A 15818-nucleotide genomic window follows, 5' to 3' on the forward strand; every position below is an offset into this window, starting at 1 on the left:
GATTTTCTGATGAAGTCTGCAGTCCTGCGTGTTTTAGCACTACTCGCTGTTATCAATGTTGCGTCAGCGTTGAGCGCTCAGACGTTCCCGGCGCCCGATTACTTTCGCCAAGCGTTCAGCTTTCCACACGTCCAGACGCAGCTCTCGGGCCCGCAAAGCCTCGATGAATACATTGTCAACGGGAAACTCCACCTATCGTTGCAGGACGCGATTCGCTTGATGCTGCTCAACAACACCGAAGTGCGGATCAGTCAGGGGCAGCTCGATCAGACCTCTTTTGGAATCGGCAGAGCATATTCGAACTTTGATCCGGTTCTCAATGCCAGTTTCCTGCCACAACGTTCAAGTGAGCCGACCACCACTGCTCTGGCGGGCGCACAAACGCTGAGTCAGCTGCAGCAAAGCACGAACGTCTCCTACAACCAGCAATTCCAAAGTGGGACAAACTTTTCTCTCGGTTTCAGCACCCAGCGCTTTACCACCAACAGCAGCTTCGCTCTTTTCAATCCATCGTTCACTTCCGGCGCCACATTCACGGTCGGGCAACATCTGCTCCGCGGACGCGGATACGTTGTGAACCACGGTCCAATTCTTATTGCCCAGCGCAATGTGAAGCAGGCGAGAGCTAACTTTGAAGCGCAACTGAACGATTCGATTCTCGGCGTGATCAATCAGTATTGGAATCTCGTAGAAGCGCAAAAGAATCTCGCCGTCGTGCAAGACTCGCTGCATTTAGCCGAGGAATCGTACAAGCACGACAAGCGCGCGCTGGAACTTGGCGCGCTATCGCCGCTCGACATCTATCGCTCCGAAGCTACGGTCGCGCAACGCAGGCTGCAGGTGATTCAAGCGGAATACGCGGTGAAGCCGCTCGAAGACCAGTTCCGCCGCACCATCGGCGCCGATCTCGATTCGCGCGCCGGAGCTCTTGATCTTGACCTCGTCCAGAACGCTGAAGTCTCAGGCGATCTGATGTCGGAGGACATTCCAACAGCTATAGAGACCGCGCTCAGCAAGCGTCCCGAATTGGAAGCGGTGCGCCAACAGCTTGCGAACGATGACACCAGCGTCTATATCGCTCACAATAGCCTCCAACCCGACCTCAGCCTCACTGGCGCATACACGTCGAACGGAATCGGCGGCAATGTGATCGATACATCGAGCGGAGCTCCTGTTGTGGTGGCGCGCGGAGGTTTGCTCGATGCCCTCGGGCAAGTGGGCGGATTCGGATTCCCCACCTACAGCGTTGGACTGAATCTGCGGCTGCCAATTAAGAATCGTCAGGCGGAAGCCGACCTCGGTTCTGCTCTTGTATCGAAGCGAACTGATCTCTATCAATTTCGTTCACGTCAACAGGCCATCACGCTGGAGGTCCGCAACGCCGTTCACCAGCTTGAGGTCAGCAAGCTCTCGCTTTCCGCCGCTGCCGACGCTCTCGATCTCGCAAAGAAAACTCTGGCAGCCGATCAGCGCAAGTACGAGCTAGGCGCTGAGACGATCTTCTTCGTGCTCGACGCGCAGAGTACGGTTCAGCAGGCCGAACAGAGCTACCTGCAGGCACAGATCGGGTACCAGCTTGCGCTTGCTCAACTCGATCACGCAACCGGCAATCTACTCGAGCACAATCGTGTGCTCATCGCCGATTCGATTCACTGACGGGAAATTTCTTTCCGCGCTTAGAGAAGTCGGCAGTACGGCATTCCGCGTGCTCACAGCAGTCGCGACCAACCGCGGACTTTCCGCTTGACAATCGACAAGATCCGGGATAGCACAAGAGTATGGGGCTATTTTCCCAATTTCGGAATGCAACCGTGGACCGAGGTGCTTTCATTCTCAAATGGAACTCGGGGGTTAACGCCGAAAGTGCTGGGGTTAACGCCGTGGAAATTTCGGGGTTAACGCCGTGGAAAACTGGGCGTTTACCCCGTGGAAATTCCGGGGTTAACCCCGGGGTTCAATTCGGCTATTCGGATCGTGAAATCGACGCCAGCATGTGGCGGAACTCTCGTTGTGTGTTCGGTTTAAATCGGCAAATGCCAAGACATCCTCGTCGTCTGTTGACGCAAGATATTGCGCATGGTCGTTTCGGCGTGATTTACTGCCAGCCTGAAACGATTTAGCCGTCTAGTGGGAGCTTTCGCGCCGTTCACAAAATGACTCTTCAGGAATCCAATCGATGAACATTCCGCCTTTTGTAGGTGCTCTTCTGCTGTTCTCTGTCGCAACGCTAGCTGTTGGCCAACAGGCGTCTCCTGAAGTCCCGGCCAGCGCACCTTATGAGAACGCTTCGCTTCCCCTTGAGCAACGCGTTGACGATCTCGTCTCTCGCATGACGCTGGAGGAGAAAGTCTCTCAACTAGGGCACACGGCCGACGCCGTTCCCCGTTTGGGAATTCCAGAATACAACTGGTGGAACGAAGGCTTGCACGGAGTTGCACGCGCAGGAGTCGCGACTGTCTTTCCGCAGGCGATCGGGATGGCGGCAACTTTCGACGAGCCGCTGATGCATCAGATCGCCACGGTAATCAGCACGGAATTTCGCGCTAAGTACAACGCCGAGCGTCATCCGGACGGATCTACCGAGTGGTATCGCGGTCTTACCGTCTGGTCGCCGAACATCAACATCTTCCGTGACCCGCGCTGGGGACGCGGGCAGGAGACCTATGGCGAAGATCCATTCCTCACGTCGCGCATGGGGCTCGCGTTCGTCACCGGTCTTCAGGGTGACGACCCGAAGTACCTGAAGACGGTTGCGACTCCCAAGCACTTCGCCGTACACAGCGGACCGGAGCCAACTCGGCACTCCGTCGACGTGCAGGCGTCGCGTCACGACATGGAAGACACGTACCTTCCTGCGTTTCGCACGACCGTCATGCAGGGCAAAGCCGAGTCGGTGATGTGCGCGTACAACTCGCTGAATGGACAGCCTGCATGTGCTAACAACGTGCTCCTTGATGAACATTTGCGGCACGACTGGGGATTTCAGGGCTATGTCGTTTCAGATTGCGGAGCTGTGACTGACATCTCGGACAACCATCACTTCACCAAAACGATGGAAGAAGGCGTTGCTGCGGCGATCAAAGCAGGCACGGATCTGATTTGCGGCAATCCGCGAACTCGCGTAAAGACCGAACGCGATGCCGCGCTCAAAGCCGTGCAGGAGGGTATTCTCAGTGAGGCCGATATCGACCGCGCGATGAAGCGTCTGTTCACTGCGCGTTTCCGCCTTGGGATGTTCGATCCACCCAGCGCTGTTCCCTTCTCTCAGATTGGAATCTCCGAAAACGATACGGAACAGCACCGCCAACTAGCATTGAGAACGGCTCGCGAGTCCCTGGTGCTGTTGAAGAATCAAAACAACTTTCTTCCTTTGAAGAAAACGTATCAGACCATTGCAGTCATCGGTCCGGATGCTGACAATCTCGACGCACTGGTCGGCAATTACAATGGCACGCCATCTCATCCGGTGACAATTGTCGATGGAATCCGCAAGCGTTTTTCGCAATCAAAGATTGTTTACTCGCAGGGAGTAGGACTCACCGGCCCGATCGTACGGGCGATTCCCTCTGACTCGCTCTTTACCGACGCCTCCCGCAAGCAGCACGGCTTGAAAGCGGACTATTTCGGGAATGTCGATCTCAAAGGCGCTCCGGTCATGAGTCGGGTTGACGCCGACGTAAATTTTGCCTGGGGAGATCGCGGCATCTCACCGCAACTGCTCAAGAACTATTCCGTGCGCTGGACTGGAATCATCGTTCCTCCGACAACGGGCGACTATCTCGTAGGCTTCACCGGGCAGGATGGATTCCGCATGTGGCTCGACGGCAAGCTCGTCGCCGAAGAATGGACGATTCATCATCCCGCCGACACCATCACCACGAAGGTCCATCTCGACAAAGGTCATGCGTACTCGGTGAAGATCGAATACTTCCAGACGATCCGCAGCGCCGAAGCGCGCCTGGTTTGGAGCAAGCCCGGCGATGGTCAGGACGTCATCAATGTCGCTCGCAATTCCGATTTGGTAATCATGGTTCTCGGACTTTCCCCGCGCATCGAAGGCGAAGAGATGAACGTCCACACCGAAGGATTTGCCGGCGGCGATCGCACCAGCCTCGATCTTCCCGCGCCCCAGAAAGAACTTCTCGAACAGATTTATGCCTTGGGAAAACCGATGATTCTGGTCCTCACCAACGGAAGCGCGTTGGGCGTGAATTGGGCCGAGGAGCACGTTCCCGCGATCCTCGAAGCGTGGTATCCAGGTGAAGAAGGAGGAACCGCCGTGGCCGAGGCGATCGCCGGCGATTTCAGCCCCGGCGGCCGCCTGCCGGTCACCTTCTACAAATCCATTGACCAGCTACCCGCGTTCGAAGACTACTCAATGGCGAAGCGCACCTATCGCTACTTCGACGGCGAACCACTATATCCATTCGGCTACGGGCTGAGTTACACGACGTTCGCATACCGCAACCTGCAGATCGACAATCCGAACGTTGCGGCGGATGGAACGGTGCGTCTCTCAGTCGATGTGGTGAACACCGGCCAAAAGAAAGCGGAGGAAGTCGTCGAACTGTATCTCGCGCACCAGGGAGTCCAGGGAGCAGCAATACGTGCGCTGAAAGGATTCCAACGCATCACGCTTGATGCAGGAGATCAACGTACCGTGTCTTTTGCATTGAGCGGTCGAGACTTAGGAATCGTGGATCCGGAGGGCAAGCACCGGATTGTACCCGGCACCGTCGATGTGTGGATTGGAGGTGGCCAGCCGATTTCCCGAAATGGAACTACGCCTGCGGGCGTGAAAGGACAGTTCTCGATCACATCGGAAGTTACTTTGCCGGATTAGATGTGCGCACTCCGTAGAGATCCAGGAAGTGCGTGATTCCGATGATGCCTCTTTGAACAACACTGTCATCCCTCGCGCAGCCGCAAACAGCCACAGAGGATCGAGAATTTGTTTTAGCTGCGCGGGGGACCTGCTGTTTTGGCGCGCTACGGAACAGCAGATCCCCCGCGCCGCAAACCAAAGGTTCCACGCAACAAAAGTATTTACTGCGGCGCGAGGGATGACAGTGGTTATGAGAGCACGTGAACTGGACCACCAGAGGCTGTTCAAGAAATGCGTGTTGCTCAGTTCCCACTGGCCTGCGCACTGCTGTGATCTGCCAGCCACGATTGCAGGTTCGAGCCTTGCAGCTTCTTCAGGTCGGTGCATGAGTTGATGCGCTCGACAGCCTGACGCAACGCGCGTTCCGACGCCGGAAGCGGATGCACTTTGAAGAACGCGCTTACGTTCGAAGCTGCATCCTCGTTGCAGAACTGACCGGCTGCGGTCACGATTCTCGATGCGCTCGAGGTCGTGAGCTGCTTCTCGACATCGCTCCAATGCGTCTCAATGTACTTCCAGGCGAGCTGGCGAGTCTCAGGATGGCGGAGGAAATCGCTGAGATAGTATGCGGCGTCCTGGTTGCGAATGGCACTCGATGTTCCAAGTTGAACCGCTTTTGGCAGAATCTCCGGATTTTCAAAATGGGAAAGCGCACTCATGTAGCGGCGACGCAAAACCTGATCGGATGTTCCGTTCAATGCCTTTACGAAACGCTCGAAGAGCGCCTGGTCTCCCTGCGTTGCGGCGATTTCCATGGCCGGCGAAGCCATCAGGGAATCTACGTTGTCGGGATTCTGCAGCGCCTTGTCGGTGATCTGGCGGGCTTCGGCGATAACGTCAGGATCCCGGCCAATCAGTCCGAGCGTTTCGAAGAGATCGGCATGGAGTGCCTTCTCTTCCACATCGCCTGTGTTTGCAGTTGCGGTGTAAGGCGGCTTCAGCAGCGTGCGCACGAACTGGCGGAACTGATCGCGATCCTGATCGCTGACGAGCTTGTCGTTGATGTACTCCAGACTGGTTAGGACCTCCTCCCAGACCTGACGCTGCCGGTCTCCCTTTAAGTGAGACGTCAGGTCGAGATAGTGGCTGATCGAGATTCGTCCAACATGCACGAGCGCCCACTCGTCGCCCAGCATCGAAATGCGTTCGGCGGGATTGAGTCCGGACTCCAATACTTGCGTCAGCTTGTCCCGAAGTGGAGCGTCGTATTCGGTGCGATAGTAACCGCGTCCATTGGCATTCGCGAATACCGGAGTCGATTCGGACATTTTCGTTTCCTGACCGCGACTCTGCATCAGCAGACAAGATGCCGTGCTATCGGAAGAGGCGGCTCGCCAGCAAACCGGAATAGTCCACATCTGCTGCGATGTGCCAAGCAGTTGTCTGTCGGCAAAGAATCGCTCCTGCGAGATCGTGAGCTGGGGGTCCTGGGAAATATGCAGCAGTGGTTCGCCGGCTTGAACGACGAAGCTCGACATGATCTTGTCAGCCGGCTTATTCGAGGCCGCTGTGATCGCGTTCCAGAAGTCTTCTGCAGTGGCATTGCCGTAAGAGTGTGCTCGAAGATAGTTCTGCACGCCTTTGCGGAAGAGTTCGGGATCAACGTAGTGCTCGACCATGCGCAGCACCGCCGCAGCTTTGCCGTATGCAATGCCGTCAAACAGCTCGTTGATTTCATCAGGCGTTTCGGCCTTTTGACGGATCGGGCGCGTGTTCTTCAGGGCGTCGAGCGAAAGCGTGCGACTCGTATCCGCAACGTCTTCGAGTTCGGCGTGCCATTCCGGCTTCCACTTTTGGACTGGCTTCGATTCCATCCAGGTGGCGAAGCCTTCGTTCAGCCAGAGATTGTCCCACCATTTCATGGTGACCAGATCGCCGAACCACTGATGCGCCATCTCATGGGCTACGACCGACGCGACGAGATGATAGTTGTCCACGGTTGCAATCTTGGGATCGAGCAGCATCTCGCTCTCGCGATAAGTGATCGCTCCGGCGTTCTCCATGGCTCCGGCTTCGAAGTCGGGGATCGCAATGAGATCAAGTTTCCCGAATGGATACTTGATGCCGAAGTAGTCGTTGTAGAAATGCATGATGTACTCGGCAGCTTCGAGCGCAAACTTGCCTTGATCTTTTTTGTCGGGCGTGGCGCAGGCGCGAATCGGGATGTCGTCGGCCGAGCCACCTACGCATTCGAAGTCACCAACCAACATTGCGACCAGATATGTCGAGAGCTTCTTGGTGGTCGCGAACTTCAGAGTGTGCTTGTCTGGCTCAGGGCCAGGAGTGTCGGAGACCAGCTTCTCATTCGAGATTGCCGTGTCGCCTTTATCAACGATCAGCGTGATGTCGAACGTAGCTTTCTTGTCCGGCTCGTCGAAGCACGGAAAAGCTCGGCGAGCATCGGTCGGCTCAAACTGCGTGACCGCATAGCCGCGTTTCGCCGTCCGGCTCAAATAGAATCCGCGCAGTTTGTCGTTCAATATGCCTGTAAAGACAATGTGCAGACGTGTCGAACCCGCAGCGAGCGTGCTCGGAGCGATGATCGTCGCCTGTTCTCGATCGGGATCGACTGTGACTCTTGCCGATTCAGGAGTGCCGTGGATTTCCACCATAGCGGAGGTGAACTTGATTTCAGCCGCATTCAGCGTAATCAGCTTCGTAGGCTTGAGAATTCGAACGTCGATAACTTCGTCCCCAGCAAACGTTGCGGTTTTCAAATCGGGAGTAAAGCTGAGCTGGTAATGTTCGGGCACGACTCCGGTTGGCAGGCGCTGCGCCTCGGCTCCGGAGCAACAAAGCAACAATACACAGGCAAAAATCAGATTTCTCATTCTCACTCCTCAATGTACAGCGAGTTTGCCGTTCAGCACTGTGGCGCGGCAATGTTCAGTGCCGAACCAGTAGCAAATCTCGCGATAATCTTTCACATCGAAAATGGCCAGGTCAGCGTCTTTTCCTGGCTCAATACTTCCCTTGCGACTGGCGAGTCGCAGTGCGTGCGCTCCGTTGATCGTCGCTGCCGAGATCGCCTCCCCCGGACTCATCCGCATCTGCGTACAAGCCATCGAGAGCATCAATGTCATGCTCGTCGTGGGCGACGTTCCCGGATTGAAATCTGTCGCTAGCGCGACTGCAGCGCCGGCATCGATCAAGCGTCGTGCCATTGGATACGAGTGCGCGAGGAAATACGAAGCTCCCGGAAGCAGCGTGGCGATGGTGTTCTGTCCGGCAAGAGCTTCAAGATCTCTGTCACGCAGGCAATCGAGGTGATCGAACGAAGCGGGATCGAATTCCGCGAGGCTTGAAAGATCGTGCGGGGTGAATTGGCATACATGTGCGCGCACATCCAAGCCCGATCGTTTGGCAGCTGCGAATACGCGCTCGGTCTGCTGTAGAGAGAAAGCTCCACGCTCGCAGAAGACGTCAACGAATCGAGCGAGGTTCTCTTCCGCGGCCTTGGGAATCATCTCTTTGCAGATTACGTCCACGTATTCGTCTGACTTACCCTGGAACTCTGAAGGAACTACGTGAGCCGCAAGCAGAGTAGGAACAACGGTTCCATGCCAGCGAGTTGCCGCGCAGCGAATCGCATGCAGCGACTTGAGTTCGGAATCGGTACTCAAGCCGTAACCGGATTTAGCTTCCACCGTCGTCGTTCCCGATCTCTGCATTCGCTCGCAGACGCGCAGTACCTTGCAAGACAGCTCTTGAGGGCTTGCGCTCCTCACGCCTTCCAGGCTGGAGCGAATACCGCCTCCAGCTTTGGCGATTTCATCGTAGGTGCTCCCCTGAATGCGCTGCTCGAAATCGATCAGCCTGGGAGAGGTAAAGACTGGATGGGTGTGAGAGTCGACAAATCCTGGCAGGACTACGCCGCCAGCGCAGTCGAAATTCTGCAGATCTTCCCCGGCTAAGTTGCGAGTGATGTCGCTTTCGCGACCAGCTTCGGCTATCCTGCCGTTCCGAATCAGAACTGCTGCGTCATATACGATGCTAAGCTCGGCTAAGTCGGCCCTGCGTCTCGGCTGCTCTTTGCCACTTGGGTGCGTCAACGCAAGCAATTGACCGATGTTGGTCAGGAGTAGTGGTGTTGTGAGTCCTGGCTGGTCGGGAGCAATCACTCTGCATCACCCGAGGATGACTTGAAGGGTATTGACCCATCCGCTACCGCGGACGGTACTGACTTGGCTGCGGAGCGCACCGATCCAGTCGATGGCATGGGCAGGCGGATGCCCTTGCGTTCTGCAAACTCCCGAGCTTCTTCGTAGCCTGCATCGGCATGGCGGGCGATTCCAATGCCAGGATCGTTGGTGAGCACGCGCTCGATGCGCTTGGCCATGAGATCGGTACCATCTGCGACTGTCACCTGGCCCGCATGTTGTGAGTAGCCGATGCCAACACCACCGCCGTTGTGAATCGAAACCCAACTCGCGCCGCTCGCTGTGTTCAGAAGTGCATTGAGAAAGGGCCAATCTGCGACTGCATCGCTGCCGTCTTTCATTGCTTCCGTTTCCCGGAAAGGAGAAGCAACCGAGCCACAGTCGAGATGATCACGGCCGATCACAATAGGAGCTTTGATCTTGCCGCGCTTGACGAGATCATTCATCGCAACTCCAAATTGGGCACGCTCGCCGTAACCGAGCCAGCAGATGCGCGCGGGCAGTCCCTGGAAGCGAATGCGCTTGCGAGCCAGGTTGATCCATCGGCTCAGGATCCGATTCTCGGGAAACATATCCAGGATCAGCTCATCGGTCACTGCAATGTCGGATGGCTCGCCTGAAAGAGCTGCCCAGCGAAAGGGACCGCGTCCTTCGCAGAAGAGTGGACGAATGTAGGCTGGCACGAATCCGGGAAAATTGTAAGCGTTCTTGACGCCGCGCTCGAAGGCGAAGGTGCGGATGTTGTTGCCATAGTCGAATGTGACCGAACCGGACTTCTGCAGGACCAGCATGCCTTCAACGTGCCGTGCGATCGAATCGAGCGAGCGTTCAAGGTAACCTTTCGGATCACGTCGCCGGAGTTCATCCGCTTGCTCGACGCTCAACCCGGAAGGAATGTAGCCATTCAAGGGATCATGCGCCGAGGTTTGATCAGTAAGTAGATCGGGCTTAACTCCACGCGCAGCCAATTCGGGAATCACATCCGCACAGTTTCCGATCAAACCGACGGAAACCGCTTCCCTTTTGCGAATCGAGTTCTTCAGGATTCGCAGCGCCTCGTCGAGGCTGTTGACCATGAAGTCGCAGTAGGCGGTCTTCAGGCGTTTCTTGATGCGCTCGGGATTGACATCAATTCCGAGGAAGCACGCGCCTGCCATAGTTGCCGCCAGGGGCTGGGCTCCTCCCATACCTCCCATGCCGCCGCTGACGATCAGTTTGCCGGCAAGGTCGCCTGCGAAATGCTTCTCCGCTACCGCAGCAAAGGTCTCAAATGTACCTTGGATGATTCCCTGCGAACCGATGTAGATCCACGACCCGGCGGTCATCTGGCCGTACATGGTGAGGCCGACGCGTTCGAGCTCGTTAAACTTTTCCCAATTCGACCACTGCCCAACCAGGTTTGCATTCGCGATCAGCACGCGCGGAGCATAGTCGTGAGTCTTGAAGATGCCGACCGGTTTGCCGGATTGCACCAGCAACGTTTCGTCCGATTCGAGATCGCGTAGCGACCGAACGATGGCGTCATAGCATTCCCAGTTCCGCGCGGCCCGTCCCGTGCCTCCATAAACGACCAAATCCTCCGGGCGCTCGGCGACCTCATCATCGAGGTTATTCATGAGCATGCGCAATGCAGCTTCCTGTTGCCAACCCTTGCAGGAAAGCTGCGTACCGCGCGGAGCTTTGATGCGGTGCTTGGTGATTGGAGGAACTTCGATATCAACCGGCATGAGCGCGCTTTACCTCATTTGAGCAAACTCTGTAGCCTACGTCTTGAACAGGGCTGTAATCAAGAACCGAGCAGGTACAATATCTGCTCTGCACAAAGACGAATGCGAAAGCTGGACTCGCAAGAGCGCTGGAACCTGAGCTACAGCATCACCGGCATGCTTTCCGAAGCTTCGGATGCGCAGACTGCCGTCGACAACATTCTCTCTACGGTTGGCGCGGCGCTCGGATTCGTTGCTGGTTCTTTTTGGGCAGTGGATGAGCTCCACGCTGCGCTGCGAAGCACCACGTTCTGGACGCGCGACGATCATCAATATCCGAGTTTTGAGCTCGTAACCCGCGTCCGCAGTTTCCATTATGGCGACGGCCTGCCAGGCACGAGTTGGAAGGCTCGCCACGCGGTTTGGTTCACCGACATCACCAAAGAATCGAACTTCCCTCGAGCTTCCGTCGCCGCTCTCGAGGGCTTGCACACTGGAGTAGCGTTCCCTGCTTATCAGGCGCGCAGAGTCTTCGGAGTGTTTGAATTTTTCAGCCCGGACCTCCTGACATCCGATCCCGAAACGGAACAGTTCCTCAGCGCCCTGGGAGCTCAGGTCGGCCTTTTTCTGCAGTACTACGGCATCAGTGATGTAATCCAGGAGGGCGACCGCCTGCGCATTGCGGCCGAGCGGTCACTCGATGCAGTCCTCACGATTGACGAGCAAAGCACGGTCATTTATGCCAACTCGGGAACGTTGCGAATCCTCGGATATGAGCCAGACGAACTCATCGGAGGTAATCTGACGCGCATTATTCCTGAAGAATTCCGTTCGTTACACGAGCGTGGGCTGCGGCGTTACATCGAAACCGCCAATCGGAAGCTTGACTGGTCGGGGACGGACCTACCGGGTCTTCACAAAGATGGAGGCATCGTCCCGCTCACGATCGCGTTCGGAGAGTTCCAGCGAGGCGGTCAACGAGTGTTCACGGGATTCATTCGCCCACGTTGAGAGATCCGCTTACCAGGTGTTGTAGGCAGTTCCGTCGCTGCCCGTCTCGCTTGAGCCGCTGTGGACATCTGTAATGCCCGGTTCGGTTTGATCCAGACTTTGCAGTGTGTCGGAGGTTTCGGCCTGCCAGGTGTCTGCAGAATTGGTGAATGGGTCCTTGGGGATCATTCGCAGGTATCCGGCATCGACCAGGTCCTGTAACGACTGCGGCGCTTTTTCCTTGTCCATCGTGTAATTATCGATCTGATCGCGCATCGTCTTCAGGTCCTGCCGCAGAACTGCTTCTTTGGCGCGGATCACGGATTGCTGATATGCGGGAACTGCGATTCCGATGAGGATCAGAATGATGGAGATCACGATCATCAGCTCGATAAGCGTAAAACCGCGACGAGAGCGCAAGATCGGCGTTCCGAATTGGGAGCGTTTCACCATGTATTGTATTTTGTGCCGTCGAGGGCCGTGCCCTCGCTCTTGGTGTACACGTCGAAGACGTTCTGCCCACCCCATGAACTAGAGTCAGGATCGTCTTGATTCGAGCGCAATCCCCAATCTGAATCGCCCGTCATTGGATCGACAGGAATGCGCCGCAGGAAGCGCAGCTTCTTACCCTGGACGTCCACACCATCAACCAGCGTTTGCAAATCTGGCGGGTAGCCGAGGCTGTCGAGTTTCGTTTGAAAGGCATTGCGGTCAGCAGCATCTTTGTATCGATCAATAGCGTCGCGCATCTCCCACAGATCGCGGCGGAGCTCAATCTCTTTCTCGCGCTTGATGCGCACGCGCACAATGGGAACCGCTGCTGCGGCCATAATCCCGATGATCGTGAACGCCACGATCAACTCGACCAACGTGAGGCCGCGACAATTCCCGGTCCTTCTAGAGCGTACGACTGAATGCATATAAATATTGTCGCTCCAGAAGCTACTGAACATTTACTGTCATTTGCGAGCCAAGTACCTGAATCGGCTGCTGCTGACTGTTGCGGGCACCCGGACGCGTAATACTGAGAACGGTGGGACCTTTATCTTTTGCAGTGAATGTGATGGTGAAAACGGTTCCCTGGCCGCTGACGCCGGCAGCTCCGGGCGGACGAGAAGCCGATACGACCAGCATTCCGCTATTCGGGTCATCACGCTGGACGAGGGCAACCGGCTGGCTGTCTTTGGTAAGGAAATCGCCGTTATCGATCTTCGCAACCGAGAGATGCTTCGGATCGTATGCAATCTGCACCGGGACAGCGGCGACGTCGGTTCCGCCTGTCATATTCACATTTACGCTGAACGTCGCGCCATTCGTTGTCGTGATCGAAGCGGGTTCAAAGCGCAGCGCTGCGGCCCCAGCCGAAGCCGGCTGCTCAGGCTGGGTTTGTGGCGGAGCCGGCACGGCCCCAGAGTTGGGTAAACCTTGGCTTTGAGGCTGCTGAGGTGTTGTCGCTGGCCGGGGTGATGCAGCCGGAGATTCACCTTGCGCGCCGCGCCCAGGGTGATTCGCAAACCTGAGTTCCACGTTGTTGGCGGTGCCAACGTCGATCGGTCGCAGGTTGAGATCACTGACGTCCTGGTTTCGTACCAAATGCGGAATTAGCACAAACACAACTTCGTTCTGCAGATGGTCGACTTTTTCGCTGCCGAAAAGGTACTTGAGAATTGGAATTTGTCCTAAACCGGGAATGCCGCCATAGCTCTTCTGATCCTGATCCTCAAAAATCCCGCCGACGAGATTAACCTCGCCTTCGCGAAGGCGGATTTGATGATCGATTTTGCGCTGGCTGATGACCGGCTGCGAGATACCTCCGATATCGACTGTGTTTGTTTGCGACGTGATATCCATGGTGACCTTTAGCGTAATGTCACCGTTCAGGTGAACGGTGGGTTGCAGGTCGATATTCACGCCCACGTCTAAGTAAGTGAACTGGGTGTTAACCAGCGGATTAATTCCCACACCGCCGATGCCGGGTTGAAACGAACCAGTTGCGATAGGAATTCGCGAGCCGATCCTCATTGAGGCCTTTTGACCGTCTGACGCTCGAATCTCAGGATTTTGCAAAAGCTTGGTATTGGAATCACTTAAAAGTGCGTTTAATTGCGCCTGCGGAACACTGACTGAAAAATTCGTGGCGTTCAGATTCTTAAAAGAGTTAAGTGTGAGGTTATTGGTGGGAGTAGCGGGAGTACCGTTCGTGTTGTTTCCGTTGTTGTTATTCGAGGTAGTAGTTTGACCTGGCGTCGTAAGTTGCACGCCAATCGGGCCATTCGCCAGAGGTGGACTGAATCCCAAGTTACGGATCTTTTCGCGCGAGACCTGCATCACTGCCACATCCACTACGACTTCTGCTCGGCTCTTATCTAGATCACTGACCAGTTTCTCTGCCAATGCGACTTGATCTGGGGTTCCGCGCACGATGAGCGCGTTCTCTGCAGCGATCGGCTGTACTCGCGTGATATCCAGGATAGTTCGCAACGTGTTCGCAATATCCTGAAACTCGGTCTGGCTGGCTGCGTTGGTGAGATAGAAAGTCTTCACCACGCTTTGATCCAGGTCCTTGCGCTTCGTAGGCGTATTCGGAGCGACGAAGATCGTATTCGGGGTCACCGGACGCCAGAACGTATTTGACTGAATGGCGACCAGACTCAGCGCGTCCTGCAGCGTGACATTGTTCAGTTCGAGCATAGGAAGCTGCCGGGACACGTAATCGGGATCGAACAGAACGTTGATCCCCGCCAGCTTGCCGATCGTCTGGTAAACGGTCTTGCTGTCATTGGCTATGCGGAGCGTGATTGCCTGGTCATTGATGGGTGCCAGCGTGACCGGTCCCTGCGCTTGCTCAATTCGCTGACGGAGAATGTCGGCGCGATCAGGCGGCTTCGGCTCACTGCTGCCCGGGTTGGCAGCATTCATCATTTCCTTCGTCCGCGCGATCTCCTGTTGCGCTATAAAGCTCGAAGGATCGATCTGGAACGCCGTCTGGAATTCCTGCAGAGCCTTTTCGAGATTACCGGCATCGCGCAGCCGCTGGCCTTGCTTCACGTGAACGGCCGCAGCCTCGAAGCGCATACGCTCGTACGAAGCGCGATAGCGCAAGTCGGTCGGCTTTTTTTCGTAAGCGGCTTTGAAATCTTCGTAGGCTTCGAGATAATTCTGCCGCGCTTCGGCGTTCTGGCCCTTCTTGAAAAGCGTCTTGGCGGAATCGTCGGCGAATGCGGGAACCACTAAGGCGAGTGACAACAGCACCGCTGTACTTCGGGTGGGAATTCTCAAACCAGCTCCTTCGAGCCCTGTCCGCCGGAGATTCGCCGGCGGCAGGTTTGTCTTAGGCGGCAAAGCAGCGCGAACTTCGTTCCGATCAGACTGCTCCGGCATAAGCGGATCGGGATGCCGCTCCCGGAATCTCCGCAAGTCGCTGTTACATAACATCTTTTGCCAGTTGCGGAATTGCCGATTATAGCATCTGAACGCGGGCTGCCTTTTCGCTTGCACCAATTCTTGCATGGTACGATTTGAATTTGTCCGCAATGGGGATTTACCGCTATGGCTCGGCCCACCGTCCAAACCAAACCCGACAAGCCGAAGAATGTGAAACGCGATCCAGTGGCTTCGGGAGAGCGGGACGCGGCGGTCAATCGGGCAGCCTCGCACAACTACTTTCTGCTGGAAAAATACGAGGCGGGAGTCCAGCTTCGAGGTACCGAAGTGAAGTCAATCCGGGCAGGGCAAGTCCAACTTAAGGACGCCTATGGACTGGTGAAAGACGGCGAAGCCTGGCTGCTGAATGCCCATATTGGGCCCTACGAACATGGCAACATCTTCAACCACGAGCCGACGCGCACCCGCAAGCTTTTGCTGCACCGCGAAGAAATCAGGAAATTAATCGGAAAGACGCAGCAAAAGGGTTTAACGCTCATCCCAACTCGTGTCTATTTCCGAAATGGGAGAGCGAAGTGCGAACTCGCTCTCGCGCGTGGCAAGCAGGATTGGGACAAGCGAGAGACCGAACGGCGTCGAACGGCGGATAAGGAAGCACGAGAAGCAATTGCGCGCAGTCGCCGCCCTTAAAAG

10 protein-coding genes are annotated in these 15818 nt (G+C 56.1%); 4 read left to right on the forward strand and 6 right to left on the reverse strand.

Translation table 11 applies throughout. The features are described from left to right. Positions 1-9 precede the first annotated feature (9 nt). Both VFU50_04400 and VFU50_04405 read left to right on the forward strand, forming a co-directional pair. Entirely contained in the window at positions 10-1656 is a 1647-nt protein-coding gene (locus tag VFU50_04400) for a TolC family protein (protein ID HEU5232079.1), read from the forward strand. Positions 1657-2176: 520 nt separating this feature from the next. Continuing rightward, a complete protein-coding gene (locus VFU50_04405; protein HEU5232080.1) occupies positions 2177-4843 on the forward strand; it encodes a glycoside hydrolase family 3 C-terminal domain-containing protein in 2667 nt (888 codons plus the stop codon). 284 nt (positions 4844-5127) lie between these two features. On the opposite strand, the gene VFU50_04410 is transcribed toward VFU50_04405, so the two are convergent. Genes VFU50_04410 through hutU form a run of 3 tightly spaced genes read right to left on the reverse strand, consistent with a single transcriptional unit; the run spans position 5128 to position 10772 of the window. Further along, positions 5128-7716: a M1 family metallopeptidase gene (locus VFU50_04410; protein HEU5232081.1), complete on the reverse strand. Its 2589-nt coding sequence runs from the start codon at positions 7714-7716 to the stop codon at positions 5128-5130. A gap of 9 nt (positions 7717-7725) precedes the next feature. After that, positions 7726-9006 carry an imidazolonepropionase gene (hutI, locus tag VFU50_04415; GenBank protein HEU5232082.1) on the reverse strand — a complete coding sequence of 427 codons (1281 nt, stop codon included), beginning with the start codon at positions 9004-9006 and terminating at the stop codon, positions 7726-7728. Further along, the gene (gene hutU, locus VFU50_04420) at positions 9003-10772 is read right to left on the reverse strand and encodes a urocanate hydratase (protein HEU5232083.1); all 1770 of its coding nucleotides are present in this window, start codon (positions 10770-10772) and stop codon (positions 9003-9005) included. Before hutU ends, hutI begins: the two co-directional genes overlap by 4 nt. Before the next feature lie 102 nt (positions 10773-10874). Here hutU and VFU50_04425 point away from each other — a divergent pair, with 102 nt between their 5' ends. Continuing rightward, a complete protein-coding gene (locus VFU50_04425) occupies positions 10875-11762 on the forward strand; it encodes a PAS domain S-box protein (protein HEU5232084.1) in 888 nt (295 codons plus the stop codon). 9 nt (positions 11763-11771) lie between these two features. Here VFU50_04425 and VFU50_04430 read toward each other — a convergent pair whose 3' ends face one another. Genes VFU50_04430 through VFU50_04440 form a run of 3 tightly spaced genes read right to left on the reverse strand, consistent with a single transcriptional unit; the run spans position 11772 to position 15020 of the window. Then, positions 11772-12194: a prepilin-type N-terminal cleavage/methylation domain-containing protein gene (locus VFU50_04430; protein HEU5232085.1), complete on the reverse strand. Its 423-nt coding sequence runs from the start codon at positions 12192-12194 to the stop codon at positions 11772-11774. After that, a complete protein-coding gene (locus VFU50_04435) occupies positions 12188-12694 on the reverse strand; it encodes a type II secretion system protein (protein HEU5232086.1) in 507 nt (168 codons plus the stop codon). Before VFU50_04435 ends, VFU50_04430 begins: the two co-directional genes overlap by 7 nt. Continuing rightward, entirely contained in the window at positions 12684-15020 is a 2337-nt protein-coding gene (locus VFU50_04440) for a cohesin domain-containing protein (GenBank protein ID HEU5232087.1), read from the reverse strand. The genes VFU50_04435 and VFU50_04440 overlap by 11 nt, the downstream gene beginning before the upstream one ends. A gap of 270 nt (positions 15021-15290) precedes the next feature. Between VFU50_04440 and smpB the strand changes: the two genes are divergently transcribed. After that, positions 15291-15815, forward strand: coding sequence for an SsrA-binding protein SmpB (smpB, locus tag VFU50_04445; protein HEU5232088.1), 525 nt, complete (start codon positions 15291-15293; stop codon positions 15813-15815). The last annotated feature ends 3 nt before the right edge of the window (positions 15816-15818 follow it).

The organism is Terriglobales bacterium (assembly GCA_035764005.1).
Lineage (GTDB): Bacteria > Acidobacteriota > Terriglobia > Terriglobales > Acidobacteriaceae > Gp1-AA112.